Genomic DNA, 25,177 nt, shown 5'->3' on the forward strand with positions numbered 1-25,177 from the left:
GGGCAATCATCCTTTCGCAGGATCCAATACGCCGCCTGACACACTTTCATCAATATAGCCTTTAGCTTCAATCATGGCGTCCAGCTCGCGCATCCGGTTAAAGGAGGCGATGGATACCTCAACCATATCATCCTTGGGCTCTTTGGTCGTAAGCAGCTGGAGCCAAAGTCCCGGATAACCCAAATACTTGAGCCATGGAACGTCGCGTACCGCGTTCGTTCCTTTCAGAACCTCAAACGAAATTCCGATGACAACCGGCAGCAGAATGATACGCTGAAGGACGCGTTCAGTAAGGCTGCTCCAAGGGAATACAGAGTAGATCACAACGCCAAGGATAATGGTCAGCATCATGAAGCTGCTTCCGCAGCGGTAATGCAGACGGCTGTATTTCTGAACATTCTCGACAGTTAATTCTTCTCCGGCTTCAAAAGCGCTGATGACCTTGTGCTCGGCCCCGTGATACTGGAACAGCCGCTTGATTACCGGAGTCTGGGAAATAGCGGTCAGGTAGACAAGCAGCAGAATCAGCTTGATCACACCTTCCAAAAGGTTGCGCACAATATAGTTGTCAATTACACCCTCGAACAGATACGTCTCTATAAAGACCGGAACCAGGGTGAAGATCAGCTTGCCGAACAGGAATGACAGGATCCCCATGACGGCGACACCGAAAATCATGCCAAGGCTCCAGCCTTCTTCTTTCTTCTTGTCCTTGGCTTTATCCTTCTGCTTGGCCGCTTCCTCCGGCTCAGTTTCATCTTCAGCAAACGATTCTGCTGAATAGTTCAAATGCTTGGAGCCTTTGGCACTGGAATCTATAATACTGACAATGCCGCGAAGCAGCGGAATCTTGCGCAGTTTGATGACCCAGCTCTTATCGCTCTTCGGCACCTCCAAAAATGTAATTTCCTGATTCTTCCGCCGTACGGCTGTTACGTTAATGTGCTTGCCGCCGAACATGACGCCTTCGATAACGGCCTGGCCTCCGTAACTGGGAGTTTCCTGGGACAACCAATTCACCTTCCCTGATAATAATATGATTGATATAAACCATTGTAACTAATTTATGCTTACATTGCTAGTTGGATTGGCTTTTCCTGAGCATACTAGGAGGAAGAGGCAGGAGAAGCAGTACAGCCAATTCACATGTGAAAGCGGGGCAATATAATGAACAAGGCAGCCAAGCAGGGATCAGGGAATACGAACCCTTTCTTTTTTGCAATTGAGCTGGGGATATTTGCCGGAGTCATCTGGGGAGGAATCCGCTGGCTGATCTACGTTTTTCGTTTTACCAAGGTGATTCCGGGCTTTTTGGCGGAACCGTTTTTTCAGCATGCTTTTTTAATGAAGCCTGCAGGACAGCTGACCGGATATCTGTTTTTTATTCTTTTTTCGGTGATCGCCTCACTGATTTATGTGTTTCTTCTCCGCAAGCTGAAGGGGCCCTGGCCGGGAATGGTGTACGGTGTGATCTGGTGGGCGGTAATCTTCCTGGCCGGCTCATGGCTTTTCCTGCAGCAGCCGATGTTCAGGCTCCCCTGGAATTCTGTGGTCAGCGAATTTTGCATCTTTTTGCTCTGGGGATTATTCATCGGCTACACGGCAGCGATCGAGTATACAGATGAACGAAAACGCGAACAGCGGACAAAGCTGGCCTGAACGCCCGAAAAAACTTCTCAAGGGCATAACCCTATGTTAAAATACAATGTGGCTATTTCGAGAGGAGAATGAAAATGGGCAACAAGCGCGTCTCCAAGCTGCGTAAGGTTTTGCAGGATCTGGGATTGGATGCTATGTTAATTACCAGCGGGTATAACCGCCGTTACCTGAGCGGATTCACCGGATCTTCAGGTTATGTGCTGGTCACCGGCGATGAAAGCTACCTGCTGACTGACTTCCGGTATATGACCCAGGCAGCGGAGCAGGTAACCGGCCTCAAGGTTGTACAGCATGGTTCGAAATTCATTGATACTGTACGGGAGCTGCTTCCACAGGGCGGAAGTGTCCGTGTCGGCTTTGAACAGGATGACGTTACTTTCAGCGCTTACACGGCTTATGCCGAGGCACTCCAGCCGGCAGTACTGGTTCCGGTGTCCAAGGCGGTTGAGAATCTGCGCATGTTCAAGGATGAGGATGAGCTCGCTGTAATGCAGCGTGCGGCCGATCTGGCCGATGCTACGTTCAGCCATATCCTGAATGTGATCAAGCCCGGCATGACCGAGCGTGATGTGGATCTGGAAATGGAATTCTTCATGCGTACCCATGGGGCAACCTCTTCATCGTTTGACACCATTGTTGCCTCTGGCGAACGTTCGGCCATGCCGCATGGTGTAGCCAGCAGCAAGGTAATCGGGAACAATGAATTTGTTACCTTTGATTTCGGTGCGCTGCTGGACGGTTACTGCTCGGATGTAACCCGTACGATTGCATTGGGCAAGCCGGACCCCAAGCTGAAGGAAATCTATGACATCACGCTTGAAGCTCAGCTGCACACGCTGGCGAATATCAAGCCCGGCATGACCGGACGGGAAGCGGATGCGCTTGCGCGCGATATCATCACCCGTTACGGCTACGGCGAGTATTTTGGCCACAGCACAGGTCATGGCCTTGGTATGGAGGTCCATGAATGGCCGCGGCTCTCCAAGCTTGCTGACGAGATTCTGGAGCCGGGGATGGTCGTTACCGTTGAACCGGGAATTTATCTGTCAGGTTTAGGCGGAGTACGGATTGAAGACGATATTGTAATTACCGAAAGCGGTATTACACTTTTGACGCATTCGTCGAAGGATTATCTGACGCTTTAGATCTATTGCATTACCCATTCACCAAGTTGATTAATGATCCAGGAGGGATTTTTAGTGATTTCAGTTAATGATTTCAAAACAGGCCTGACCGTAGAGGTTGACGGCGATATCTTTACCGTACTTGATTTCCAGCACGTTAAACCGGGTAAAGGTGCGGCATTCGTCCGCTCCAAGCTGAAGAACCTGCGCAACGGCAACACCGTTGAGCGCACCTTCCGCGCCGGCGAAACCATCGGCCGTGCCATCATCGAAAACCGCGGCGTACAGTATCTGTATGCGAGCGGTGCCGACCATGTATTCATGGACAATGAAACGTACGACCAGTTCGAGCTGAGCGCGAAGCAGCTGGAATGGGAGCTTAACTTCCTGAGAGAAAACATGACGGTTAACATTGTCAGCTACCAGGGCGAAATCCTCGGGATCAACCTGCCTACCAGCGTTGAGCTGAAGGTTACTGAAACCGAGCCGGGTGTTAAGGGTAACACCGCTCAGGGCGCAACCAAATCGGCTACACTGGAAACTGGCCATACTGTACAGGTTCCACTGTTCATTAATGAAGGGGACGTTCTCCTGATCGATACACGCGAAGGTAAATATATCTCCCGCGCGTAGGACAAGCCTGGTCCAGTTAACAGAGTCTCCCCGCTATTCAGCGGTGGAGACTCTTTCATTTAGCAGGAATCCTATAATACTTCAGATAATTAAATGTTTGGATTATACCTCATAGGGGTATGTGAAAAGGGAACCCTAAACTATATAAGGAGTTGTATAACTATGCTGCTGGAACAGTACCAAGCCTGTATCGAAGCATGTCAGAAGTGTATGACCGCCTGTAATTACTGCTTTTCCTCCTGTCTTAAAGAAAAGAATCTGGATATGATGAAGGAATGTATCCGTCTGGACCGTGAATGTGCGGATCTCTGTGAATTAACCGCCAAAAGTCTGGCCGCATCGGCGGACTATGTGCATGAGCTGTGCCGGCTGTGCGCAGAAGCCTGTGAACGCTGCGGCAACGAATGCAGCCGGCATGAAGCCGAGCACTGCCGTGCTTGTGCAGAAGCCTGTTATGCCTGTGCCGAAGCGTGCCGCATCATGGCTGCAGCCTAAGCGCAGATAAAGATACTGTTGAATCAGGCGGGATGTCTCCTCAGCTGTCAGGGAGCATCCCGTTTTCTGTTTTTTCGGATCCATGGACAGCCTGTTACGAGAAATGGGCGCATTTTTTTATCAAACCATTAACGCTTGATGTCATTTTCGTATTATACTGGGTTAAAGCGATAAACCAAAATATAAGCTACATAGAGCGAAATAGGGAGTGAATGGAACTTTGTCACTTTATGTCATGAAATTCGGAGGCAGCTCCGTCGGCGACATTGAACGTATGAAACGTGTCGCTAAGCGCATCGCAGACAAGCAGGATGAAGGACACCGCTGCGTTGTGGTTGTATCCGCTATGGGAGATACTACGGATGATCTGATCGACCAGGCCAAGGCGCTGAATGAGCAGCCGCCGGCGCGTGAAATGGATATGCTGATGACAACCGGCGAACAGATCTCGGTTGCGCTGCTGTCCATCGCCCTGCACGGGATCGGCAGAAATGCCGTCTCATATACAGGCTGGCAGGCAGGGTTCCGGACAGATGAGACCCACGGCCGGGCCCGGATTAACGAAATCGTTCCGCGGCGTGTGCTGGAGTCGCTGGAGCGCGAACAGATCGTGATTGTGGCCGGCTTCCAGGGGATGACGCTGGACGGCGAGATTACAACGCTGGGACGCGGAGGCTCCGATACAACCGCAGTAGCACTGGCAGCTGCGATTAAGGCGGATGTCTGCGAGATTTATACCGATGTGGACGGCATTTATTCCACTGATCCGCGGATCGTCAAGACGGCGCGCAAGCTGAAGGAAATCTCTTATGACGAGATGCTGGAGCTGGCCAATCTGGGCGCAGCGGTACTCCACCCCCGGGCTGTAGAGTATGCCAAGAGATATCAGGTGAAGCTGGTCGTCAGATCAAGCTTTAATCATAATGAAGGTACTGTAGTTAAGGAGGAAGCAAGCATGGAGCAGGGAGTAGTAGTAAGCGGAATCGCATATGACAAGAATGTAGCGCGGATCAGTATTCTGGGAGTGCCGGATGTGCCGGGTGTACTCGCCCAGGTATTCGGCAAGCTGGCTGCTGAAGGCGTCGATGTGGATATTATCGTGCAGAGCGGCGTTCAGAACGGCACAGCCGACTTTTCCTTTACAGTAGGGCTGGGTGATTTGGCCCGGGCCAAAGAGGTTATTGAAGGGCTGCACAGCGAGCTGCCTTATCGTGAAGTAACCTCGGAAGACAATCTGGTCAAAGTCTCGATCGTCGGTGCTGGAATGGTCAGCCATCCGGGTGTTGCCGCGCAGATGTTCGAAGTGATCTCCGGCCAGGGCGTAAGCATCAAGATGGTCAGCACCTCCGAAATCAAGGTATCCTGTGTCATTGAATCCGGCAACCTTCAGCAGATTATTCAGGCGCTTCACACCGCCTATAACCTGGATACAGAAGAGCAGGCCTTCGTTGGCGGGCCTAAGGACCGCAGATAGGAATTAGAGCAGGGATGTTTCTTCAGCCTGAGGGCTGGGGGAGCATCCTTTTTTAGTGCGCTTGTTGCCGCCGATTGCTGTAACGGACTCAGGAGGCGTTATTTCGTACTTTCTGCGCCATTTTCTACACTAACGGACACAGATAACGTTAGTTGCGCCGAAAAGTTCGGATATGGCCGTTTGGGTAGCGGATAACGGCTCTGGTGTCCTTTAGTTCCCGCAGGAGCAGGGGATTCCGGAAATATCGTCATTTGAGTCCGTTAGGTTTGATAGGTTACCTGGATTAAGATGAAATATATCCGGGAGTTTTGAAAAAGAGCCTGTATTCTCGCCGGTTGCCGGGGATTACAGGCTCTTTTCCATAATCAATCTGGCTAACTCAGCCGTCTGAAACGGCCCACGATCTCTACCGTCTCCAGCACGTTCACGAACGATTTCGGGTCCGTCTCAAGAATGGTCTTGCGCAGCTCGGCCAGCTCATAGCGTGTCGTAACGGTCATCAGCATCGTGTTGCCTTCATGACTGTAACCGCCCTCCGCGTTGACTACAGTGACCCCGTGGGGCAACTGGGTAAGCCGGCTGAGCATCTTTTCCCGTTCCTGGGTGACGATGAAGCAGGTCAGCTTGACGTGGCGGATATGAATCATATCTACGACCCGGCTTTTGACGAAAATACAGAGCATTGCATAAAGGGCGGAATCCCAGCTTTTGAAAAAGCCCAGGCTCAGGATGACCAGACCGTCCAGCACGAACAGTACAGTCCCCATCGGAATATCGCGTTTGCGGGTAATGATCGAGCCCAAAATATCAAATCCCCCTGAAGAGCCCCCCGCACGAAGCGAAAATCCAACCCCGCAGGCAATAATGACTCCGCCGAAAATGCTGGCCAGGATCGGGTCCTTGGTCAGCTTGATGACCGGAATGACGGTCAGGAACCAGGTGGTGGAGAGGACAGACAGCATGCTTAAGCATATGTATTTTTTGCCTACGGCCACAAAGCCCCAGATCAGAATCGGAAAGTTGATTGCAAAATAGTACAGTGAAATATACTTGGGATTTGTGAGATAACCGATAATGGAAGCCGTTCCGGCCACTCCGCCGCTCAGCAGCTGATGCGGAATGAGAAACAGCCGGAGGCCGCTGGCTACCATAAAAGCTGAAAGAATGATGACAGCTACATCTTTTACCTGCCTCGCAACTGTGCTTGATACTAGCGGTACTACGAGATTACGAACATGCATGCTAAAATTCCCCTCTTTTTTTTCTTAGTCTATCCAATGACATAAGCTTCTATTTCCCGTTTGTTGATTAACAAAATTATTTTATCACACTGATGATATTTTTTTATGAATTGTTTCTCTATGATTTCTTTCACATCCCAGGTGCGGCTGCGCCTATTTTCGCTTGTCTAAAGTGGACAGCTTGCGCATATCCATGGATAACAGCAGATTTGAATAAAAGGAGCTGAACAGATTGGACAAGTATGTTAGCTGGATGGCGATTTTGCGACTGCTGTCCGGCAGTGTGGAGATTACGGCGGCACTGATTATGCTGAAGCTGAACCAGGTGGACAAGGCGCTGGCGGTCAATTCAGGACTGGCCCTCGTAGGGCCGACGATTCTCATTCTGACAACGGCTGTCGGGCTTACGGGGATGGCGCAGGAGCTGTCCTGGGGCAAGCTGGGCTGGATCGGCTGCGGGGTGGCTTTTCTCTTAATCGGTATTCTAAAAAAATGATAGATGATAGGCATAAAGCTCAGGTACAAGCATAAATATGGAATAAAGCTATAAAAGTAGAGGACAGCTTGGGGGTACATTGTATGGCTAATGACTGGCTTTTCCTGTTTCCCGAAAAAGTAAGGGCGATGCTGAGCGGACTTCCCGCCCATCTTCTGGCGAGGCTGGAAGAGGTCAGGGTCAGGGAAGGGCGCCCGCTGGAGATTAATTACTCCGGCAAATACCATTTCCTCTGCGCAAACGGCAGTCTGACCCAGCTTCCCGCAGAAGCGTACAAGCCAAGCCGGGAGGATACGCACCGGCTGCTTGATCTCATCAGCAATCATTCCCTCTATACGATGGAAGAGGAGCTGCGCAAGGGCTTTATCACGATTCCCGGCGGACACCGGATCGGCCTTTCCGGCCGGACGGTGCTCAGCGGAGGCGGGGTTGAGCATCTGCGCGACATTACCGGCTTCAATGTCCGGATTGCCCGCGAGCTTCACGGCATTGCCGACAGCGTCCTGCCGTATCTGGTGGAGCGGGGCCGGCAGCGGATCATGCATACGCTGATCCTCTCGCCGCCGCAGCACGGCAAGACCACGCTGCTGCGTGATCTCGCCAGGCAGATCTCCGCCGGCAGCCCGGAAGGCAGCCGCCCCGGGCTCAAGGTCGGCATCGTGGACGAGCGCTCGGAGATTGCCGGCAGCCGCCGCGGCATCCCGGCCTTTGATGTCGGGCCGCGCACCGACATCCTCGACGGCTGCCCGAAAGCGGAGGGGATGATGATGATGATCCGCTCCCTCTCGCCAGAGGTGCTTGTCGCTGATGAGATCGGGCGCCATGAGGATGCCGAAGCGGTAACAGAAGCGCTGCATGCCGGAATCTCCGTGGTAGCCACGGCCCACGGCAAGGAAGTGTCCGAGCTGGCCCGGCGTCCGGGCCTGGGGGGCCTGCTGGAGCACCGGATGTTTGAGCGGTACATCATTCTGCACCGCACCGAGGCAGGGCTGACCTTCCGCATTCTGGACGGGCAGAAGCGGGGGCTGTTGCTCATAACGCCGGAAGAGCAGCAAGGCGGTGAACGCCGTGCTTAAACTGCTGGGTGCCGTCCTGGTTGTGCTGGCCGGCACGCTGGCCGGGTTCACCCGGGCTGCCCAGTATGCAGACAGGCCGCGGAACATCAGGGGGCTGATCGCCGCGCTGCAGCGGCTGGAGACAGAGATTCTCTACGGCTACACCCCGCTTCCGGAGGCGCTGCAGCGGATCGGGCAGCAGTCGAAGGGGCCGCTGCAGGCCCTTTTTACCACCGCTGCCCAGGAGATGAGCCCGCCGCTGGACCACAGTGCAGAGGTGGCTTTCAGGCGGGCGATGGAGCTTCATTTCCGTTCCGCTGCACTGAAGAGTGCAGAGCGGGAAATTCTCCGCCAGCTGAGCTGCACACTGGGCACAAGCGACAGGTCGAATCAGAGCACGCATATTGCACTGGCTTTGCAGCAATTGAAGCAGGAAGAGACAGCGGCCAGAGAAGATCAGGGCAAATATGAAAAAATGAGCAAAAGCCTGGGTCTGCTGCTTGGAGTACTGATCGTCATTTTGATCTTTTAGCGAGGTGCCAGGAATGAATATTGAAGTCAACGCGATTTTTCAAATCGCCGGCATCGGCATCATCATTGCCATGATCCATACGGTACTCAAGCAGATGGGGAAAGAGGACATCGCCCACTGGGTAACGATTGTCGGGTTTATCATCGTGCTTTTCATGGTGATCCGGATGCTGGACGGACTGCTTCAGGAAATCAAAACGATTTTTCTTTTTCAGTAGGCAGGCAGTATGGAAATTATCCAGGTAGTAGGAATCGGACTGTTGACGACGGTGCTGATCCTCGTGCTGAAGGAACAAAAGCCGGTGTTCGCTTTTCTGCTGACTACGGCAGCGGGCATTCTGATCTTTCTGTTCCTGATCGGCAAGATCGGCACGATGCTCGGGACACTGGAGCGGGTAGCGGAGTCCTCTGGGATGGAAATGATCTATATCAAAACGGTGTTCAAAATCATCGGAATTTCTTATATTGCGGAGTTCGGGGCGCAGATTGTGCGGGATGCCGGGCAGGAGTCCATCGCCTCCAAGATCGAGCTGGCCGGCAAGGTCCTGATCATGGTGCTGGCGGTGCCGATCATCAGCATTATTATCGAAACGGTGATGAAGCTGCTGCCTGCCTGAACCGAAGGCGGAGCAGGAGCAGCCGGAGAAAGGCGGGGAATGCAGGAAATGCGGATGCACAAGACTCCTAAATTAAAAATACTGCTGCTGCTTCTGCCCTTTCTGCTGCTGCTCTGGTGCGGGGGAACCGCTTCGGCAACCGGCGCTCCGCCGCAGGCTTCAGGCGGGACCTCATCACCCGTAGACGGGTGGGTCAAGGGTCAGGTGGAGAACCTGCCGCTGGACGGGGTTGAGTCATACTGGGACCAGCTGATGCGGGAGTACGGCGGGTTCTTCCCGGACGGGCAGACCCCGTCGCTGATGGATATGCTGCTTCCCGGCGAGGACGGTCTAAGCTTTGCAGGCGTGCTGTCAGGCCTGGGCAAATTTATGTGGCATGAGGTGCTCTACAACGGCAAGCTGCTGGTCACGATCGTCATGGTCAGTGTACTCAGCATGATTCTGGAGACGCTGCAGACCGCTTTTGAACGCAAGGCCGTCAGCAAAATCGCTTATATGCTCTGCTATATGGTCGTGCTCGTCATTGCTGTCAACAGCTTCAATATTGCCATCGGCTATGCGAAGGATGCGATCGACCGGATGATTGATTTCATGATGGCGATGATTCCGCTGCTGTTCGCGCTTCTCGCTTCGATGGGCAACATCGTCACTGTTTCCGTTACACATCCGCTGATTGTGTTCATGATTCATACGGTCGGCACGCTGATTCACACGATTGTATTCCCGCTGCTCTTTTTCTCGGCCGTGCTGCATCTGGTGAGCGCCATTTCGGAGAAATACAAGCTGACTCAGCTGGCGAATCTGCTGCGCAATGTCGGGGCCGGGCTGCTGGGCGTGCTGCTGACGGTGTTCCTCGGCGTTATATCAGTCAGAGGCATCACCAGCTCGGTGACGGACGGTGTGACGATCCGTGCCGCCAAATATATCACCGGGAATTTCGTGCCTGTCATCGGCAAAATGTTCGCGGATGCCACCGACACCGTCATCTCGGCTTCGCTGCTGGTGAAGAATGCAATCGGGCTCTCAGGTGTCATTATCATCCTGTTCCTGTGCGCGTTCCCGGCAATCAAAATCCTGATTCTGGCGCTCATCTACAATGTCGCTGCAGCGGTCATGCAGCCGCTCGGCGAGACGCCAATCGTATCCTGTCTGCAGACGATCGGCAAAAGCATGATTTACGTCTTTGCAGCTCTGGCCGCCGTCTCCCTCATGTTCTTCCTGGCCGTGACGATCATGCTGACCGCAGGCAATGTCACGGTGATGATGAGGTGAGGCCAGCCGGTTCAGCCGGTTCAGAAAGCGGATGCCTACTAACGTTCAGGGGGTTAAACGTATGACCTGGTTAGGCGGATGGCTGCGGGAGCTCATTCTGGTAGTCCTGATGGCTGCCTTCGTAGAGATGCTGCTTCCGGGCAAGTCAATGGAGCGATACGCCAGGCTGGTGCTCAGCCTGCTGGTTCTTCTGACAATGCTGAGCCCGATTGTCTCTCTACTGAAAGGGGATGCCGCGAAGGAGCTGAGCCTGGCTCTCGGACAGCAGGAGCAGCAGGGCGGACTGCTCTCCGGGGCAGGCCGTGGCGCAGGTGAGCTGGAGCAGATTCTGGCCGACGGGCGGAGGCTGGCCGCAGGAGCCAGGGAGCAGGGCCTGCAGCTGGCTGCAGAGGAAGTGGCCGGGCAGATGCAGGAGCAGGTCGCCGGAAGTACAGGCCTGCAGGGGATCAAGGTGACGGTGAAGCTTGGGCTGGGCAAGGCGTCAGGCCTTGTCGGCGAAGAGGTTCCCGTAATTACCGCAGTCACCGTGTCCCTGCCGGCGCCAGCCGGAGCAGGCCAGGCAGGCGGCGCGGAAGCAGAAGGGACGGACAGCCCTTCAGGTTCTGAACCGATCCGGATTGAACCGGTAGTGCCTGTACAAGTGCAGATTGGCGGGGGCACCTCCGGCGGAGTGACGGAAGTAACAGCCGGGTCAACAGGCAATGCTTCCGGTGCCGGAGCTGACGGACAGAAGGCATCAGGCACAGCTGATGTAGCAGCTGACGAAATTAAGAAGCTGCTGGAAACGAACTGGAATCTGGAGCCCGGCATTATCCGGGTCTCCGGCAGTACAGCGGGCACCGGGAAATCTTAAGAGGCAGCGCTAATGATGAGGGGGATAAGAAGTGGCCAACTGGTTAAAAAAGCTGGAGCAATGGGCAGGCGGAGGCTCCGGCAGTCCGAAAAGGAGTCATACCTTCCGCTGGCTGATCATTTTGGGACTGCTGGGCGTTGCGATCATGCTGTTCAACTCCTTTGTGAACGTGAAGAAGCTCGACAGCGAGAATACGGGGCGGGAACCGCCGGCTGTCGAATCCACGCAGACCACACTGCAGCAGGGGAATCTTAACAACTCCGGCACTTTTGACAGTATTGAGCAGGCGATGGAGGAACGCACCAAGGAAATCCTGGAGAAAATCGTCGGTGTCGGAACGGTGGACATCATGGTTACGGTAGAGTCTACAGAGGAGATCGTTGTGACGCGGAATATGAATGATTCGCAGCAGCTCAGTGAAGAGACCGATGCCAGCGGCGGCAAGCGCCATACCACGCAATACACCAGGGACGGAGAAATCGTCACCTACAGTCAGTCGGGCGATGAGACTCCGATCATTACCAAACGGATCAAGCCGCAGGTGCGCGGCGTGCTTGTGGTAGCCAAAGGCGCCGAGAACAAGGTTGTCCGCGGTTTGATCGAGGAGGCCATCCAGAAAGGCCTGAATGTGCCAAGCTATCGCATTTCCGTTGTGCCGCGCAAGCAGGAATAGGCGGGCAAATCAGCAATAAATCCAATATTATTTTTAGGAGGAAAAGAAAATGAAGGGCAAAAGACAAACAATTTGGTTGGTTTCCATGCTCAGCTTGATGGTGGTGCTGTCGGCTTACTACTTATTCACTGAAGACACCGGGGCCTCCATTCCCAAGGAAACAGCAGGCACCATCCAGGTGGACAGCACGAATAACGGCACAGGTACAGCGGATTCTGCGGTGCTCGACAACGGTCTGGTTATCAATGAAGTGGACACGCAAGGTGCACTCAGCACGGATGCCGGTTCCCAGGCGGCTACAACAGAAGATACTACAGCTGAAGATGCCGGAGCAGCGGCTGTCACCGACCCGGCTGCCGACACAGCCAGCAGCGAAACAGCGGCTGCACCGGATAAGAGCAGCACAGACAGCTCCAAGGAAGACACAGCTGCAGTAACTGATAAAACGGCCGATGAGCAGACTGCGGCAAGCGATGATAAAGCAGCAGCTGATACCGCTGCAGACAGTGCTTCAGCTTCCACTGAGGGCGCGCCAGCCAAGGGCGATGAGGAAATTCTGAAGGAAGTAGCCGCACAAAGCGCATCTGCAAGCAGCATGTTCACCAACTATCTGTTTGAACGTGAACAGCAGAACCTGAAGAACTACAATGACCTGATCGCCCAGATTAACGACATGAGCAAGACACCGGCCGAGAACGCGGTGGCACAGGAGCAGCTCAGCAAGCTCGAGGAAAAAGAATCCAAAATCAGCGATATTGAGACCCAGCTCCAGCAAAAATACGGTGAGGCCATCGTCAAGGAGGAAGCCGGAAACAGCTACACCGTGGTGGTGCTGAGCGACAAGCTGGACGTGAAACAGGCCGTTGGCATCGTGGATCTGGTGATGAAGGAACTGAGCGTTACCCAGGACAAGATCCGGGTCCAATATGTATCAGAGCAATAATTAACAGTATAAAAAAGCGAAAAATGCCGAAAGAGCTCGGGCAAGTCCCGGGCTCTTTCCATTTCTAGCGTTTGTGATATAATACATAAAGTTATCATGATGAAAGCGACCTCAGATTTGCGTTATCCCTGAAGCCATGCTTCAAAAGAGAAACGGTGAGGCCGTTTTTTGCTTGTCCGTAACAGAAAAGTGGCTTCGAGAGAAAGCTGAAGGAGTGAACGATTAAATGTTCAAGTTAAGCGAGATTAAGGAATTGATTAAATTGCTGGACCAGACCTCCTCCGTACATGAGCTGGAGATTGAAAGCGAAGGAATGAAGCTGGCTATTCGTAAACCGGATCGACCTGAAGCTGATGGCAATGCAATCCAGGCGGCTCCTTATGTCTATCCCTTTACGCCAGCACCGCAGCCGCACAGTCCGCAGCATGTTGCACCTACGGCTCCAAGCGAGATCCCGGCTGCCGTACAGCCGCAGTCTTCCCCTGCCGAAGGAGCATTACATAAAATTGTTTCTCCAATGGTAGGAACCTTCTATAGTGCCGCTTCTCCGGAATCGCCGTCCTTTGTCAAGGTAGGGGACCGTGTAAATGAGAAATCCACTGTCTGCATCATTGAAGCGATGAAACTGATGAATGAGCTGGAAGCGGAAGTAAGAGGCGAAATCGTATCCGTGCTTGCCGAGAACGGCCAGCTTGTAGAATACGGCCAGCCGCTGTTTCTGGTAAAGCCGGAGTAACTGCCGCAGTACTAGAACAAGAGGGCTGACAGGCCTCGTTAAACTTTGGGAGGAAACGCATGAACATTCAAAAAGTGCTGATTGCCAACCGCGGTGAAATCGCGGTGCGCATCATTAGAGCCTGCCGCGAAATGGGCATTTCCACCGTCGCGGTCTATTCAGAGCCTGACCGGGATTCACTGCATGTCCGGCTGGCAGATGAGGCTTATTGCATCGGTCCGATGCCGTCCAAGGACAGTTATCTGAACTTTACCAATATTATGAGCGTCGCTACATTAACAGAGTGCGATGCGATTCATCCCGGATACGGGTTCTTGGCTGAGAATGCTGATTTTGCCGAGATCTGCGAATCCTGCAATATCACCTTTATCGGTCCTTCCCCTGATGCCATCACCCGGATGGGGGACAAGGCTGTAGCGAAGGACACCATGAAGCTGGCCGGCGTTCCGGTTATCCCGGGCTCTGACGGGCTGGTGGGCGATGTAGAGGAAGCTGTCATGCTGGGCCGTGATATCGGCTACCCGATCATCGTGAAGGCTACCGCAGGAGGCGGAGGCAAGGGCATCCGCATCGCTGAAGACGAGGAATCCCTGGTGAAGCAGATTACTGCTGCCCAGCAGGAAGCCCAAAAAGCCTTCGGCAACGCCGGCGTATACCTGGAGAAATTCCTGACCGGAATGAAGCATGTGGAAATCCAGATTATTGCCGATAATCACGGGAATGTCGTCCATCTGGGCGAACGGGACTGCTCTGTACAGCGCCGCCGGCAGAAGCTGGTTGAAGAAGCTCCTTGCTCCGTGCTGACCCCGGAGATCCGTGAAGCAATGGGGCAGGCGGCTGTACGTGCAGCGCAGGCCGTGAATTACTCTGGAGCAGGTACCCTGGAGTTTCTGCTGGGTCCTGACGGACAGTTCTATTTCATGGAGATGAACACCAGAATCCAGGTCGAGCATCCCGTAACGGAGATGGTTACCGGCGTGGATCTGATCAAGGAAATGATTTCGGTGGCTGAGGGCAATCCGCTCTCCTTTACCCAGGAAGATATCGTGATCAACGGCTGGTCGATTGAATGCCGCATTAATGCCGAAGATCCGGACAAGAACTTTATGCCTTCACCGGGCAAAATCGGCTTTTACCTGCCGCCGGGCGGACTGGGTGTGCGGGTGGACAGCGGGGCTTACCCCGGCTATACCATCTCGCCGTTCTATGATTCCATGATTGCCAAGCTGATCGTCTGGGCGCCGACGCGCCAGGAGGCGGTTGCGAAGATGAAACGGGCGCTGGCTGAATTTGCTGTAGAAGGCATACATACCACGATTCCGTTCCATCAGAAGCTGCTGGAGCATCCGGTATTCCTGGACGGGAATTTTGATATCAAGTTCCTGGAAGAGTATGAAATTTAGGACGGATTCTCATTGTTTGTCATAAAGTTCGGCAAATGATATAGTATGTTTAATAAGAGACGTGCTCTCCGCTATAAATGTTGAACAACTTTTTTATTGAAAGGGTTGAAGTCCAAGATGAGTACATTGCCGACGGAATACGAACGTACGGAGATCGGCGAGATCCAGATTGCTCCGGAAGTAATCGAGGTTATCGCAGGTTTGGCTACCGTAGAAGTTAAAGGCGTGGCCGGCATGAGCGGCGGTTTCGCCGGAGGAATTGTGGAGCTTCTCGGCCGCAAGAATCTCTCCAAAGGAGTAAAGGTAGAGGTTGGACAACGTGAGGCTGCCGTTGACGTGTCCGTGATTATTGAATACGGAAACCGTATTCCGGAAGTAGCCGGGGAGATTCAGCGCAATGTTAAGCGTTCCATCGAGACTATGACCGGTCTGACTGTAGTGGAAGTGAACGTGCATGTACATGACGTTCAGTTCAAAACTACCGCGAATACGGACAAGAGCGAAGATACAGAGGCGGTTCACCGCGTGAAATAAGGGCCCTCGTTTATCTATAAACCCCCGACAGCACCGTCGAGGGTTTACTCTAATTTAAGGAGGTTATGAGACTCGTGGCAAAAATTTTGGACAGGCTTCTGCTGTTCATCTACAGCTTAAGCATCGGAATATTATCTGTAATTGCCATTCTCCTCCTGAGCGGCGCAATTCCGGATACGGTCGAGATTCAGGATGGTCCGGCCGCCTATATTGCAGCCATCGCAGTGGCAGTCATTCTGTTTCTGCTCAGCATCCGTTTCTTCTACATCTCCCTGCGCCGTGACCGGGCCTCCCAGCCGTCGGTGGACCAGCGTACGGAGTACGGGGATATCCAGATTTCAATGGAAACCATTGAGAACCTGAGCCTGAAGGCTGCAGGCAAGGTCAAGGGGATCCGGGACCTGAAGTCGCGTATCCGCGTGTCACAGGCTGGACTTGAAATTATGATCCGTGCGGTAGTGGACGGTGAGCATTCGCTCCCGCTGCTGACTACAGAGGTTCAGCGTCAGGTGCATGATTTTGTGCAGGAGACGACGGGAATTCCGGTTGCAGACGTTTCAGTCTATATTGCCAACCTCACACAGTCTCCAAGCTTCAAAAGTCGAGTGGAATAGAGGTGAGTTTCCCCTATGCCCTGGAAAGAAATATGGGAAAGTCACGGGGGCAGGATCGCCGGAGTAACCTTCGGTATTGTGCTTGGCCTGATTTATCTGATTAGCGGTTTTTGGGATATGCTGTTCTTTGCACTGGTAGTGTTCATCGGATATACGCTTGGCAAAAGAAAGGATACGGCGCAGCCGCCCCTGTTCGTCTGGCAGGAGCTGGTTGAGCGGCTGTCCGGACGCTGGCGTCCCTTCAAATGAACCGCGATAGCCTTTCTCCCGGAGCCTGGAACCCGTTTCGTTTGCGTTGACTGGCCTGCCGGGTGAAGGGCTGCGCGGTTTTTTTGGTTACTGGAGGGGATTAGGTGGTTATTAGATGCAATAATGCCACTTAATTTCACGTAAAAAGCGTATTTTGCAATTATAATTGGAAAAATGCTACTTAATTCACGACGAATTCGCGAGTAGAAGGAGTTTGCTGCAAATTAAGTGACGTTTTTCCACCTAAACATTTATAAATACAAGAAATCCCTAAACCAAGTGGCAGAATTCCAACTAGTGTTTTTAACTTTGGCTGCTGCAGCAGCTGCCGGATTAACTGTAATTCGTTTAACTGTATTTCGTACAATCTGATACCGGCATGCACACCCCGGTACAGCCCCGGCCGGTTTTTGACTGTACGAAATACAATTAGGGATAAAGCAGACGGCTTTATGCTGACAATAATTATGATTGTAATGTAATGAATGACTTGCCGGAAACAATGATTTACGATATAAACTGCGAGATTAGATTGTAGGAGGAACACATGAAGAGACGTTTAGCAAGAGAGATTATTGTCCAAAGCCTGTACCAGATGGAAATGAATGAGGTAGATAGTGCGGAAGCGGTGGAAATGCTGATTGCTGAGGCATCCGAGGAAAATGAAAGCGAGCATGTCATCACGGACGAGACAGAGCTGAAGGCGTATGTTGTGCAGCATGTGAACGGCGTATGGGAGCATAAAGTGGCCATCGACGATATGCTGGAGCATTACCTGAAGGGCTGGCAGATGAGCCGTTTGTCACGGGTAGACCGCCAGATTCTGCGTCTGGCAACCTTTGAAATGGTCTTCGCAGACGATGTGCCCGCCAAGGTTGCGGTCAACGAGGCGATCGATCTGGCCAAGCATTTCGGCACAGAGGACTCCGGCAAATTCGTGAACGGTGTACTCGGCAAAATGATCCAGGAAATTGACAAGCTGAAAAGCGAGCTGTAAGGCGGAAAAGTACCCAGGCAGGCACCGGGGAAGTATACCAGCGGTAACTGGCCGGTAAGCCGGGCGTTCCCGGCAGCAGACAAGCAGTATCCCGTATTACTAGCCATTCATGCTTCAATCACACTTCTTGAGCAGATAAAAAGGGGAGAGACTTACATGACAGCAGCAATCATCAGCGGTAAACAGGTATCCGACGAAATTCGTATTGACATCGCACAGCAGGTGAAGGACCTGGCAGAGCACGGTGTAAAGCCCGGTCTTGCTGTCGTTCTTGTCGGTGAAGACCCGGCATCCCAGGTCTATGTCCGGAATAAGGAGAAATCCAGCACGGAGCTTGGCTTCCACTCTGAAGTGCATAGACTTGAGGCGTCGACAACCCAGGAGGAGCTGCTTGCCCTGGTGGCAGAGCTGAACAGCCGCAATGATATCGACGGTATTCTTGTTCAGCTGCCGCTGCCCAAGCATATCGAGGAAAAAGCGGTTATCGATGCAATTGCCGTGGAGAAGGATGTGGATGGTTTTCATCCGATCAATGTCGGCAATCTGGTCATCGGTGATGACAGCCTGCTGCCTTGTACACCTGCCGGCTGTATTGAGCTGATCAAGCGGACAGGCACCGGAATTTCAGGCAAGCATGCGGTCGTAATCGGCCGCAGCAATATCGTCGGCAAACCGGTCTCCCTGCTGCTGCAGCGCGAGAATGCTACCGTAACGATGTGCCACTCCCGTACGGCGAATATGGCCGAAATCTGCCGTCAGGCAGACATTCTGGTAGTAGCTATCGGCCGGGCGAATTTCATTGACGGCTCGTATGTGAAGCCGGGGGCAGTGGTCATTGACGTCGGCATGAACCGGCTGGATAACGGCAAGCTTGCCGGTGACGTGGATTATGAGAGCGCGCGGGAAGTTGCCGGTTACATTACACCTGTACCCGGCGGGGTAGGCCCGATGACCATTACCATGCTGATGAGCAATACGCTGATTGCGGCCAAACGCCGCCGCGGCCTGGAATAGGAGCTGCTTATGGCGGCAGAACGGCAAGTCTTATCCATTAAAGATCTTAACAAATATATCCGCATGAAGCTGGATTCGGATGTGCTCCTGTCAGATGTATGGGTCCGCGGGGAAATCTCCAACTTCACTCATCACGGCAGCGGACACATGTATTTCACGTTGAAGGATGAGAGCAGCCGGATCAAGTCCATTATGTTCGCCTCGCATAACCAGCGGCTGCCCTTTGTTCCGAAGGAAGGGACCAAGGTTATTGCCAGAGGCAATGTAACGGTATATGAACGGGACGGGCAATACCAGTTCTACGCGACCCATATGCAGCCTGACGGCATCGGCAGCCTGTATATGGCTTACGAGCAGCTGAAGCGGAAGCTGGAGCAGGAAGGGCTGTTCGCAGCGGACCGCAAACGTCCGCTGCCGCGCTTTCCGCGCGTTGTCGGAGTTGTAACCTCACCGACCGGCGCGGCTGTACGGGATATTATCATTACGCTGCAGCGGCGCTTTCCGCAGGTTGCTGTGGTGCTGTATCCCGTACTGGTGCAGGGCAAGGGGGCTGCGCCTTCGATCGTTAAGGCGATCCAGAACCTGAACGCCATGGGCGAGGCCGATGTGCTGATCGTCGGCCGCGGGGGCGGCTCACTGGAGGAATTGTGGGCCTTCAACGAAGAAGCCGTAGCGCGGGCGATTGCCGGCTCCGGCATTCCGGTGATCTCGGCAGTCGGTCATGAGACCGACTTCACGATCGCCGATTTCGCCGCCGATCTGCGGGCGGCGACCCCTACAGCGGCGGCTGAGCTGGCTGTGCCGCATGCCGCCGAGCTTGGCTCGCAGCTGCGCACCGCCGAGCAGCGGCTGCGCCAGGGCCTGCTGCGCCGCTCCCAGCGCGGCGGCGAGCGCCTCGCCTCGCTGCAGCGCTCGCTGGCGCTGGTCGGCCCGCGCCGCCAGCTGGCCCAGCACGCGCAGCGGCTGGACATGCTGCGCGCGGCGCTTAGCCGCGCAGCCGAAACCCGGCACCGCCGCTCGCAGGAGCGCCAGGCGGTGGTGCGCGCAAGGCTGCAGCGGTTCCACCCGCAGGCCAGCGTGAATGCGGCCAGGCAGCGCACAGAGAGCATCACCCGCACGCTTGCGGGGGCGATGCAGGCGCGCCTGCGGGACAAGCGTGCGCGCTACGTCTCGGAGCTGCGCTCGCTCGACGCGCTCAGCCCGCTGAAGGTCATGTCGCGCGGATACAGCCTCGTCTATGACGAGAAGGAAGAGCATTTAATCAAATCGCTGAAGGAAGTTGAGCTAGGCGATGTAGTCAACATAAAGCTGAATGACGGACAGCTAAGCTGCCAGGTCTGGGGAATGAAGGAGGATGGCAAAGACGATGACGAAGGAAGCGGAACTGGATTTTGAAGGGGCCATGGAGCGGCTGGAGGAAATCGTCCGTGAGCTTGAGCACGGCGACGTTCCCCTGGAGAAGGCCATAGACTTGTTTCAACAGGGAATGAAGCTGTCGCAGCTGTGCGGCAGCAAGCTGGAACAGGTGGAGCGCAAGATCGAAATGATTACCGAGATGGACGGGGAATTGCGCAAGAAGCCTTTCGGCGCCCGGCTGGAAGGGGACAGCGATGAGCAGGTCTGAGCATAACCCGGAACTAAATGCGGCAGGCGGAGAGCGCCAGCCGCTTAAAGAATATATCGCCGGTGTGACTGAAGCTGTTCTCCAGGAGCTGGAGACTACGCTTCCTGCGGACTGGACCGTCCCGGGCCATTTGAAGGATGCAATGAATTATTCCTTGCAGGCCGGCGGCAAGCGCCTCCGCCCGCTGCTCGTTGTTGCAGCCTGCGAGGCGCTTGGTGGCAGCCGGGACGCGGCGCTGCCTGTGGCAGCTGCTATCGAAATGGTGCACACCTATTCACTCATTCATGATGATCTTCCCGCTATGGATAACGATGATTACCGGCGGGGTAAGCTCACGAGTCATAAAGTGTTCGGCGAAGCGACCGCTATCCTGGCTGGGGACGCGCTGCTGACCCATGCATTCTACAGTGTGGTCCAGTCATCCCGCCGGCATGGCGTGCCTGCAGAGCAGGTTCTCTCCATTGTCGAGGAGCTGGCTGAAATGGCCGGGCCGCGCGGCATGGTCGGCGGACAGGTGGCTGACATGGAAGGCGAGCAGGGACTTACCAGTCTGGAGCAGCTGCAGTATATCCACCGCCATAAGACTGGCGATCTGATCGTATGTTCCCTGCTGGCCGGCGGGCGGATTGCGGGTGCAGACGCGGCGCAGCTGGAAGCGCTGCGCGAATTCGGCACACAGATCGGCCTGGCTTTTCAGGTGCAGGATGATATCCTTGACCTGGTCGGCGACGAAGGCAAGCTCGGCAAGAAGACGGGCAGCGACATCAAGCAGCAAAAGGTGACTTACCCGTTCTTCATCGGGCTGGAGGCCTCACGCGCGGAAGTGGAGCGGCTGACGGAAGCAGCCCGCAGCGCTGTGCTCGGCGGAGGCTTCAAGGACAATTCACGCCTGCTGGAAATTGCATCTTATCTGATGTCCAGAGACCATTAAAGAAAATTCCGAAGCGGCTGTATTTCGACAGCCGTTTCGTTTGTGTTATAATGGGGTTTATATTTTACAACATCTAGGAAAGCGGGGAAGACTCGTGCTGCTTCCAAATATAAATGATCCGCAGCAACTCAAATCTTTATCAGTGCCAGAGCTGAACTCCCTTGCAGAGGAGATCCGTACGTTTCTGATTGAGAAGCTGACTGTGACCGGCGGGCATCTGGGATCCAACCTGGGGGTAGTGGAGCTTACGCTGGCGCTGCATTACTGCTATGACAGTCCCCGGGATAAAATGATATATGATGTAGGACACCAGGCTTATGTCCACAAAATCCTTACCGGACGGCAGGACCGCTTCGACACGCTCCGCAAGAAGGACGGACTGTGCGGCTTTGTGAAGCGCTCGGAGAGTGAGCATGATGTCTGGGAAGCCGGGCACAGCAGCACCTCTCTGTCTGCAGCTATGGGTATGGCAATGGCGCGTGATCTCAAGGGCGAGGACAACAAGGTTATTGCTGTGATCGGTGACGGTGCGCTGACCGGCGGGATGGCCTTTGAAGCACTGAATCATATCGGGCATGAACGCCGCAAGCTGATGGTAATCCTGAACGATAATGAGATGTCCATTGCGCCGAACGTCGGGGCAATGCACAATTACCTGAGCAAAATCCGTTCAGACCGCCATTACCTGCGGGCAAAGGATGAAGTGGAAGGGCTGCTGCGGAGAATTCCGGCAATCGGCGGCAAGCTGGCCAAGACGGCTGAGAAGCTGAAGGACAGCCTTAAATATATGATGGTACCCGGCGTGCTGTTCGAGGAGCTGGGCTTCACCTATCTCGGTCCGGTAGACGGGCATGATATTGAGAAGATGATTGACACCTTCCATCAGGCAGACAATGTGAACGGCCCTGTGCTGGTGCATGTGTTGACTACCAAAGGCAAAGGCTACAAGCCGGCGGAGACTGATTTCTACAAATCACATGCCATTTCACCTTACAAAATCGAATCCGGACAGCCGCTGAAGGCCGTCGGCAAACCGCCGATGTACACCGAGGTGTTCGGAGAGGCACTGATTGAGCTGGGCCGTGAGGACAAACGCTTGATCGCTGTAACACCGGCCATGCCGGGGGGGTCCGGCCTGTTCCCGTTCGCCAAGGAATTCCCGGACCGGATGATTGATGTCGGCATTGCCGAGCAGCATGCGGCAACGCTCTGCGCAGCGCTGGCAATGCAGGGAATGAAACCGGTATATGCGGTGTATTCCACCTTCATGCAGCGGGCCTATGATCAGATTCTGCATGACATCTGCCGCCATAACGCCAATGTGATGTTCGCCATTGACCGCGCAGGCTTTGTCGGTGCGGATGGCGAGACCCATCAGGGCGTCTATGATATCGCTTTTATGCGTCATATCCCGAATATGGTCATCATGATGCCTAAGGATGAGAACGAGCTGCGCCACATGATGAGGACGGCGCTGGAATACAATGACGGACCGATTGCTTACCGTTATCCGCGGATTGACGGAACCGGTGTGGCTCTGGACAAGGAGATGCACCCCATCCCGATTGGCTCATGGGAACGCCTGCGTACCGGCGACGATTACGCTGTGCTGGCCTGCGGGCCGATGGTTCAGGTTGCCGAAGAAGCGGCGGAGCTCTTGAAACGTGAAGGTATTCAGGTTGGAGTCGTAAATGCACGCTTCCAGAAGCCGCTTGACAATTCAATGCTGCTCGAGCTGGCTAATTCCGGGACCTCAATGATTGTTATGGAGGAGGCAAGCGAAGCGGGCAGCCTTGGCAGCGCCGTGCTGGAGTTCTTTGCATCCCAGGAGATATATGATGCGCGGGTGCATCTGATGGGCGTGCCGGATATCTTTATTGAGCATGGCTCCGTCAAAGAGCAGCGCCAGCAGACCGGCCTGACCGTTGAAGCCTTGTGTGCACGGATCAAAGCGATGAAGGCGCTGAGCAAATATACGTACAAGTCGACTTCCACTTCCTGAATAACGGAAGCGGAAGCTGGCGACCAAGAACGATCAGGAGATGAACATGGAACACCCTAAAGAACGGATTGATGTATTACTGGTGGAGCAGGGCTTTTATGAAAGCCGTGAAAAGGCGAAGGCTGCCATTATGGCCGGTCTTGTGCTGGCGGACGAGGAGCGGATTGAGAAAGCGGGCATGAAGGTGCTCCGCAGCTCTGTTCTGAAGGTCAAAGGAGCTGTGCACCCTTATGTCAGCCGCGGCGGGCTCAAGCTGGAGAAAGCGCTCCGCAAATTTGAGATCAGCCTGACCGGACGCGTCATGCTTGATATCGGCTCCTCCACCGGGGGCTTTACCGACTGCGCCCTGCAGCACGGGGCAAGTCATGTTTATGCTATTGATGTCGGCTATAACCAGCTGGACTGGAGCCTTCGCAACGACGAGCGGGTAAGCGTAATGGAGCGGACGAATTTCCGCTACATGACACCTCAGGATCTGCTGGGTCCGGTGCCTGATTTCGCGAGCATTGATGTCTCCTTTATCTCGCTCAAAATCATTCTTCCTCCGCTCAAAGCGCTGCTTAGCCGCCCGGCAGATATTGCCGCGCTTATTAAGCCGCAGTTCGAGGCCGGCCGGGAAAAGGTCGGTAAATCAGGCGTTGTGCGTGATCCGGCGGTACATAAGGAAGTACTGGTCAATGTACTGACTATGGCGGAAGAGCTGGGTTACCGGCTGGAGAATCTGACCTTCTCGCCGATTACCGGCGGTGAAGGGAATATTGAATTTCTGGCACACTGGAAGCTGACGGATGATTCGGCAGATTCAGAAGCATTGTCTGCTCCCCGTTATACGGCTGACAGCTTCGCGCTGCTGGCTGATACCGTCATTAAAGAAGCAGCTTCGACCTTTACTGCGGCTGCTAACGGAAACTCATCGAAGAAACGATGAGTTTCTTTTGCTTGAAAAGTCATTTTTTACCCAAAACTAATAATCAGCTGGCGCTGACGTATTGCAGGAGTTCCCGGCAGGCTGGGCGAATAAATCACCGAGGTGATTTGCGTGGCAAGCTCTGACAAAGCCGTTGTGGCGCTTATTGGATTGGCAGTTGTGATATTTCTGGTGTACCGGATTTATCTCTGGCTGCAGAGCTCACCGGATTCCTTCCTGAAGGACCGGGTGCCGATCAACAATGATATTGCTCCCCACCCGTCCATTGAGTGGCTGGAGGCAGCAGGATATGAGGTGATTGGCGGCAAGCTCAAGATCCCGCTTTCTTTTAATGTAGACGGTGCCCCCATGTACAGCCGGCTGTTTATTGATTACGTAGCCGCCAAAGAGGACGGCTCCTATTATCTGGTCATTTTGTCCAGGCCCCGCAAGGAGCTGGAGTTTACAGGGAGCGCACTCCGGGATGCACTGCTGCCTTATCTGCTGATTTATCCTGACTGCAGCGGAGTGCTGTATGTCAACACGGTGTCCTCTGCCATCCATGTGATTTCTTTTGGCAGGGATGACGGAGAGTCCGCTTAATATTCATTTTACAATACAGGAGGCACTATGAAGGGACACAGGCATATCAAGATTCGTGAAATTATTACACAGAAGGAAATCGAAACACAGGATGAGCTGGTGGACGAGCTGCGCGATGCAGGGTTTCAGGTCACACAGGCGACCGTATCGCGTGATATCAAGGAGCTGCTCCTGATCAAGGTGCCGATGGACGACGGGAGATACAAGTATTCCCTGCCGACAGACCAGCGCTACAATCCGACCCAGAAGCTCAAAAGGGTGCTGGTGGACAATTTCGTTCACATCGATTCCTCGGGCAACCTGGTGGTCATGAAATGTCTCCCGGGCACCGCAAACTCTGTGGCGGCGCTCATTGACAACATTGACTGGCCGCAGATTATGGGGACGATTTCCGGCGATGATACCATTCTGATCATTTGCCGTCTGCCGGAGGACAGCAAGGATGTCATTTCGCAGATCATGGGATATATCTCCTGAAATAAATAGACGCAGCATCA

Annotated in this window: 30 protein-coding genes; 28 read left to right on the forward strand and 2 right to left on the reverse strand. The window is 54.0% G+C overall.

Going from position 1 to position 25,177, the window contains the following annotated elements; genetic code table 11:
* Nucleotides 1-6 precede the first annotated feature (6 nt).
* On the reverse strand, nucleotides 7-960 hold the full coding sequence (locus tag M2108_RS07580) for a DUF1385 domain-containing protein (RefSeq protein WP_481856878.1): 954 nt from the start codon (nucleotides 958-960) through the stop codon (nucleotides 7-9).
* Nucleotides 961-1,167: 207 nt separating this feature from the next.
* Here M2108_RS07580 and M2108_RS07585 point away from each other — a divergent pair, with 207 nt between their 5' ends.
* From M2108_RS07585 to M2108_RS07605, 5 genes are all read left to right on the forward strand, one after another.
* On the forward strand, nucleotides 1,168-1,659 hold the full coding sequence (locus tag M2108_RS07585) for a YqhR family membrane protein (protein ID WP_277468567.1): 492 nt from the start codon (nucleotides 1,168-1,170) through the stop codon (nucleotides 1,657-1,659).
* 74 nt (nucleotides 1,660-1,733) lie between these two features.
* Nucleotides 1,734-2,804: a M24 family metallopeptidase gene (locus M2108_RS07590; protein WP_277468566.1), complete on the forward strand. Its 1,071-nt coding sequence runs from the start codon at nucleotides 1,734-1,736 to the stop codon at nucleotides 2,802-2,804.
* Nucleotides 2,805-2,858: 54 nt separating this feature from the next.
* Entirely contained in the window at nucleotides 2,859-3,416 is a 558-nt protein-coding gene (gene efp, locus M2108_RS07595) for an elongation factor P (RefSeq protein WP_068728590.1), read from the forward strand.
* Between the two features lie 162 nt (nucleotides 3,417-3,578).
* Entirely contained in the window at nucleotides 3,579-3,911 is a 333-nt protein-coding gene (locus M2108_RS07600) for a four-helix bundle copper-binding protein (protein WP_277468565.1), read from the forward strand.
* A 220-nt stretch (nucleotides 3,912-4,131) separates the two neighbouring features.
* The gene (locus tag M2108_RS07605; RefSeq protein WP_277468564.1) at nucleotides 4,132-5,385 is read left to right on the forward strand and encodes an aspartate kinase; all 1,254 of its coding nucleotides are present in this window, start codon (nucleotides 4,132-4,134) and stop codon (nucleotides 5,383-5,385) included.
* Nucleotides 5,386-5,759: 374 nt separating this feature from the next.
* On the opposite strand, the gene M2108_RS07610 is transcribed toward M2108_RS07605, so the two are convergent.
* The gene (locus tag M2108_RS07610) at nucleotides 5,760-6,626 is read right to left on the reverse strand and encodes a YitT family protein (RefSeq protein WP_277468563.1); all 867 of its coding nucleotides are present in this window, start codon (nucleotides 6,624-6,626) and stop codon (nucleotides 5,760-5,762) included.
* 232 nt (nucleotides 6,627-6,858) lie between these two features.
* Here M2108_RS07610 and M2108_RS07615 point away from each other — a divergent pair, with 232 nt between their 5' ends.
* From M2108_RS07615 to ahrC, 23 genes are all read left to right on the forward strand, one after another.
* Complete coding sequence (locus M2108_RS07615) at nucleotides 6,859-7,122, forward strand: YqhV family protein (protein ID WP_372238272.1); 264 nt, start codon at nucleotides 6,859-6,861, stop codon at nucleotides 7,120-7,122.
* Nucleotides 7,123-7,205: 83 nt separating this feature from the next.
* Nucleotides 7,206-8,198: a stage III sporulation protein AA gene (gene spoIIIAA, locus M2108_RS07620; RefSeq protein WP_277468562.1), complete on the forward strand. Its 993-nt coding sequence runs from the start codon at nucleotides 7,206-7,208 to the stop codon at nucleotides 8,196-8,198.
* A complete protein-coding gene (gene spoIIIAB, locus M2108_RS07625) occupies nucleotides 8,191-8,709 on the forward strand; it encodes a stage III sporulation protein SpoIIIAB (protein WP_277468560.1) in 519 nt (172 codons plus the stop codon). The genes spoIIIAA and spoIIIAB overlap by 8 nt, the downstream gene beginning before the upstream one ends.
* 13 nt (nucleotides 8,710-8,722) lie before the next feature.
* Nucleotides 8,723-8,926: a stage III sporulation protein AC gene (gene spoIIIAC / locus M2108_RS07630; protein WP_020426549.1), complete on the forward strand. Its 204-nt coding sequence runs from the start codon at nucleotides 8,723-8,725 to the stop codon at nucleotides 8,924-8,926.
* 9 nt (nucleotides 8,927-8,935) lie between these two features.
* Nucleotides 8,936-9,325, forward strand: a complete 390-nt coding sequence (spoIIIAD, locus tag M2108_RS07635; RefSeq protein ID WP_277468554.1) for a stage III sporulation protein AD — start codon at nucleotides 8,936-8,938, stop codon at nucleotides 9,323-9,325.
* A 39-nt stretch (nucleotides 9,326-9,364) separates the two neighbouring features.
* Nucleotides 9,365-10,597 (forward strand): stage III sporulation protein AE, encoded by a 1,233-nt coding sequence (spoIIIAE, locus tag M2108_RS07640; protein WP_277468553.1) that lies wholly within the window; start codon nucleotides 9,365-9,367, stop codon nucleotides 10,595-10,597.
* Between the two features lie 61 nt (nucleotides 10,598-10,658).
* Nucleotides 10,659-11,450 (forward strand): stage III sporulation protein AF, encoded by a 792-nt coding sequence (locus M2108_RS07645; protein ID WP_277468551.1) that lies wholly within the window; start codon nucleotides 10,659-10,661, stop codon nucleotides 11,448-11,450.
* 31 nt (nucleotides 11,451-11,481) lie between these two features.
* Nucleotides 11,482-12,123: a stage III sporulation protein AG gene (gene spoIIIAG, locus M2108_RS07650; protein WP_277468550.1), complete on the forward strand. Its 642-nt coding sequence runs from the start codon at nucleotides 11,482-11,484 to the stop codon at nucleotides 12,121-12,123.
* Between the two features lie 49 nt (nucleotides 12,124-12,172).
* Entirely contained in the window at nucleotides 12,173-13,066 is an 894-nt protein-coding gene (locus M2108_RS07655; protein WP_277468549.1) for a SpoIIIAH-like family protein, read from the forward strand.
* A gap of 226 nt (nucleotides 13,067-13,292) precedes the next feature.
* Nucleotides 13,293-13,802: an acetyl-CoA carboxylase biotin carboxyl carrier protein gene (gene accB / locus M2108_RS07660; RefSeq protein WP_090719121.1), complete on the forward strand. Its 510-nt coding sequence runs from the start codon at nucleotides 13,293-13,295 to the stop codon at nucleotides 13,800-13,802.
* 59 nt (nucleotides 13,803-13,861) lie between these two features.
* Complete coding sequence (gene accC, locus M2108_RS07665; RefSeq protein WP_068728598.1) at nucleotides 13,862-15,205, forward strand: acetyl-CoA carboxylase biotin carboxylase subunit; 1,344 nt, start codon at nucleotides 13,862-13,864, stop codon at nucleotides 15,203-15,205.
* A 117-nt stretch (nucleotides 15,206-15,322) separates the two neighbouring features.
* Nucleotides 15,323-15,739 carry an Asp23/Gls24 family envelope stress response protein gene (locus M2108_RS07670; RefSeq protein ID WP_277468548.1) on the forward strand — a complete coding sequence of 139 codons (417 nt, stop codon included), beginning with the start codon at nucleotides 15,323-15,325 and terminating at the stop codon, nucleotides 15,737-15,739.
* 74 nt (nucleotides 15,740-15,813) lie between these two features.
* Nucleotides 15,814-16,353: an alkaline shock response membrane anchor protein AmaP gene (amaP, locus tag M2108_RS07675; RefSeq protein ID WP_068728600.1), complete on the forward strand. Its 540-nt coding sequence runs from the start codon at nucleotides 15,814-15,816 to the stop codon at nucleotides 16,351-16,353.
* Between the two features lie 15 nt (nucleotides 16,354-16,368).
* Nucleotides 16,369-16,602 (forward strand): DUF2273 domain-containing protein, encoded by a 234-nt coding sequence (locus tag M2108_RS07680; RefSeq protein ID WP_068728601.1) that lies wholly within the window; start codon nucleotides 16,369-16,371, stop codon nucleotides 16,600-16,602.
* Between the two features lie 547 nt (nucleotides 16,603-17,149).
* A complete protein-coding gene (nusB, locus tag M2108_RS07685; RefSeq protein WP_068728602.1) occupies nucleotides 17,150-17,599 on the forward strand; it encodes a transcription antitermination factor NusB in 450 nt (149 codons plus the stop codon).
* A 156-nt stretch (nucleotides 17,600-17,755) separates the two neighbouring features.
* Nucleotides 17,756-18,613: a bifunctional methylenetetrahydrofolate dehydrogenase/methenyltetrahydrofolate cyclohydrolase FolD gene (gene folD / locus M2108_RS07690; protein WP_277468546.1), complete on the forward strand. Its 858-nt coding sequence runs from the start codon at nucleotides 17,756-17,758 to the stop codon at nucleotides 18,611-18,613.
* 9 nt (nucleotides 18,614-18,622) lie between these two features.
* The gene (xseA, locus tag M2108_RS07695) at nucleotides 18,623-20,008 is read left to right on the forward strand and encodes an exodeoxyribonuclease VII large subunit (RefSeq protein ID WP_277468545.1); all 1,386 of its coding nucleotides are present in this window, start codon (nucleotides 18,623-18,625) and stop codon (nucleotides 20,006-20,008) included.
* On the forward strand, nucleotides 19,980-20,237 hold the full coding sequence (xseB, locus tag M2108_RS07700; RefSeq protein WP_039875211.1) for an exodeoxyribonuclease VII small subunit: 258 nt from the start codon (nucleotides 19,980-19,982) through the stop codon (nucleotides 20,235-20,237). Before xseA ends, xseB begins: the two co-directional genes overlap by 29 nt.
* Entirely contained in the window at nucleotides 20,224-21,168 is a 945-nt protein-coding gene (locus M2108_RS07705) for a polyprenyl synthetase family protein (protein ID WP_277468544.1), read from the forward strand. Before xseB ends, M2108_RS07705 begins: the two co-directional genes overlap by 14 nt.
* Nucleotides 21,169-21,262: 94 nt before the next feature.
* A complete protein-coding gene (dxs, locus tag M2108_RS07710) occupies nucleotides 21,263-23,170 on the forward strand; it encodes a 1-deoxy-D-xylulose-5-phosphate synthase (RefSeq protein WP_277468543.1) in 1,908 nt (635 codons plus the stop codon).
* Nucleotides 23,171-23,216: 46 nt separating this feature from the next.
* Nucleotides 23,217-24,098 carry a TlyA family RNA methyltransferase gene (locus tag M2108_RS07715; RefSeq protein WP_277468542.1) on the forward strand — a complete coding sequence of 294 codons (882 nt, stop codon included), beginning with the start codon at nucleotides 23,217-23,219 and terminating at the stop codon, nucleotides 24,096-24,098.
* Between the two features lie 111 nt (nucleotides 24,099-24,209).
* Complete coding sequence (locus tag M2108_RS07720; protein ID WP_068722138.1) at nucleotides 24,210-24,680, forward strand: hypothetical protein; 471 nt, start codon at nucleotides 24,210-24,212, stop codon at nucleotides 24,678-24,680.
* A 27-nt stretch (nucleotides 24,681-24,707) separates the two neighbouring features.
* Entirely contained in the window at nucleotides 24,708-25,157 is a 450-nt protein-coding gene (gene ahrC / locus M2108_RS07725; RefSeq protein WP_277468539.1) for a transcriptional regulator AhrC/ArgR, read from the forward strand.
* The last annotated feature ends 20 nt before the right edge of the window (nucleotides 25,158-25,177 follow it).

Origin of the sequence: Paenibacillus sp. PastM-3 (assembly GCF_029893965.1) — a bacterium.
GTDB lineage: Bacteria > Bacillota > Bacilli > Paenibacillales > Paenibacillaceae > Paenibacillus_AQ.

Excerpts from the sequence above, each read along its gene's own strand:
- M2108_RS07600 (WP_277468565.1), top strand. The coding sequence starts at position 3,579 with ATGCTGCTGGAACAGTACCAAGCCTGTATCGAAGCATGTCAGAAGTGT.
- M2108_RS07610 (WP_277468563.1), bottom strand. The coding sequence starts at position 6,626 with ATGCATGTTCGTAATCTCGTAGTACCGCTAGTATCAAGCACAGTTGCG.
- nusB (WP_068728602.1), top strand. The coding sequence starts at position 17,150 with ATGAAGAGACGTTTAGCAAGAGAGATTATTGTCCAAAGCCTGTACCAG.
- folD (WP_277468546.1), top strand. The coding sequence starts at position 17,756 with ATGACAGCAGCAATCATCAGCGGTAAACAGGTATCCGACGAAATTCGT.
- xseB (WP_039875211.1), top strand. The coding sequence starts at position 19,980 with ATGACGAAGGAAGCGGAACTGGATTTTGAAGGGGCCATGGAGCGGCTG.
- M2108_RS07580 (WP_481856878.1), bottom strand. The coding sequence starts at position 960 with ATGTTCGGCGGCAAGCACATTAACGTAACAGCCGTACGGCGGAAGAAT.
- accB (WP_090719121.1), top strand. The coding sequence starts at position 13,293 with ATGTTCAAGTTAAGCGAGATTAAGGAATTGATTAAATTGCTGGACCAG.
- spoIIIAE (WP_277468553.1), top strand. The coding sequence starts at position 9,365 with ATGCAGGAAATGCGGATGCACAAGACTCCTAAATTAAAAATACTGCTG.
- accC (WP_068728598.1), top strand. The coding sequence starts at position 13,862 with ATGAACATTCAAAAAGTGCTGATTGCCAACCGCGGTGAAATCGCGGTG.
- M2108_RS07645 (WP_277468551.1), top strand. The coding sequence starts at position 10,659 with ATGACCTGGTTAGGCGGATGGCTGCGGGAGCTCATTCTGGTAGTCCTG.
- spoIIIAC (WP_020426549.1), top strand. The coding sequence starts at position 8,723 with ATGAATATTGAAGTCAACGCGATTTTTCAAATCGCCGGCATCGGCATC.
- spoIIIAA (WP_277468562.1), top strand. The coding sequence starts at position 7,206 with ATGGCTAATGACTGGCTTTTCCTGTTTCCCGAAAAAGTAAGGGCGATG.
- M2108_RS07715 (WP_277468542.1), top strand. The coding sequence starts at position 23,217 with ATGGAACACCCTAAAGAACGGATTGATGTATTACTGGTGGAGCAGGGC.
- M2108_RS07585 (WP_277468567.1), top strand. The coding sequence starts at position 1,168 with ATGAACAAGGCAGCCAAGCAGGGATCAGGGAATACGAACCCTTTCTTT.
- M2108_RS07705 (WP_277468544.1), top strand. The coding sequence starts at position 20,224 with ATGAGCAGGTCTGAGCATAACCCGGAACTAAATGCGGCAGGCGGAGAG.
- spoIIIAD (WP_277468554.1), top strand. The coding sequence starts at position 8,936 with ATGGAAATTATCCAGGTAGTAGGAATCGGACTGTTGACGACGGTGCTG.
- M2108_RS07590 (WP_277468566.1), top strand. The coding sequence starts at position 1,734 with ATGGGCAACAAGCGCGTCTCCAAGCTGCGTAAGGTTTTGCAGGATCTG.
- M2108_RS07655 (WP_277468549.1), top strand. The coding sequence starts at position 12,173 with ATGAAGGGCAAAAGACAAACAATTTGGTTGGTTTCCATGCTCAGCTTG.
- M2108_RS07670 (WP_277468548.1), top strand. The coding sequence starts at position 15,323 with ATGAGTACATTGCCGACGGAATACGAACGTACGGAGATCGGCGAGATC.
- xseA (WP_277468545.1), top strand. The coding sequence starts at position 18,623 with ATGGCGGCAGAACGGCAAGTCTTATCCATTAAAGATCTTAACAAATAT.
- M2108_RS07680 (WP_068728601.1), top strand. The coding sequence starts at position 16,369 with ATGCCCTGGAAAGAAATATGGGAAAGTCACGGGGGCAGGATCGCCGGA.
- ahrC (WP_277468539.1), top strand. The coding sequence starts at position 24,708 with ATGAAGGGACACAGGCATATCAAGATTCGTGAAATTATTACACAGAAG.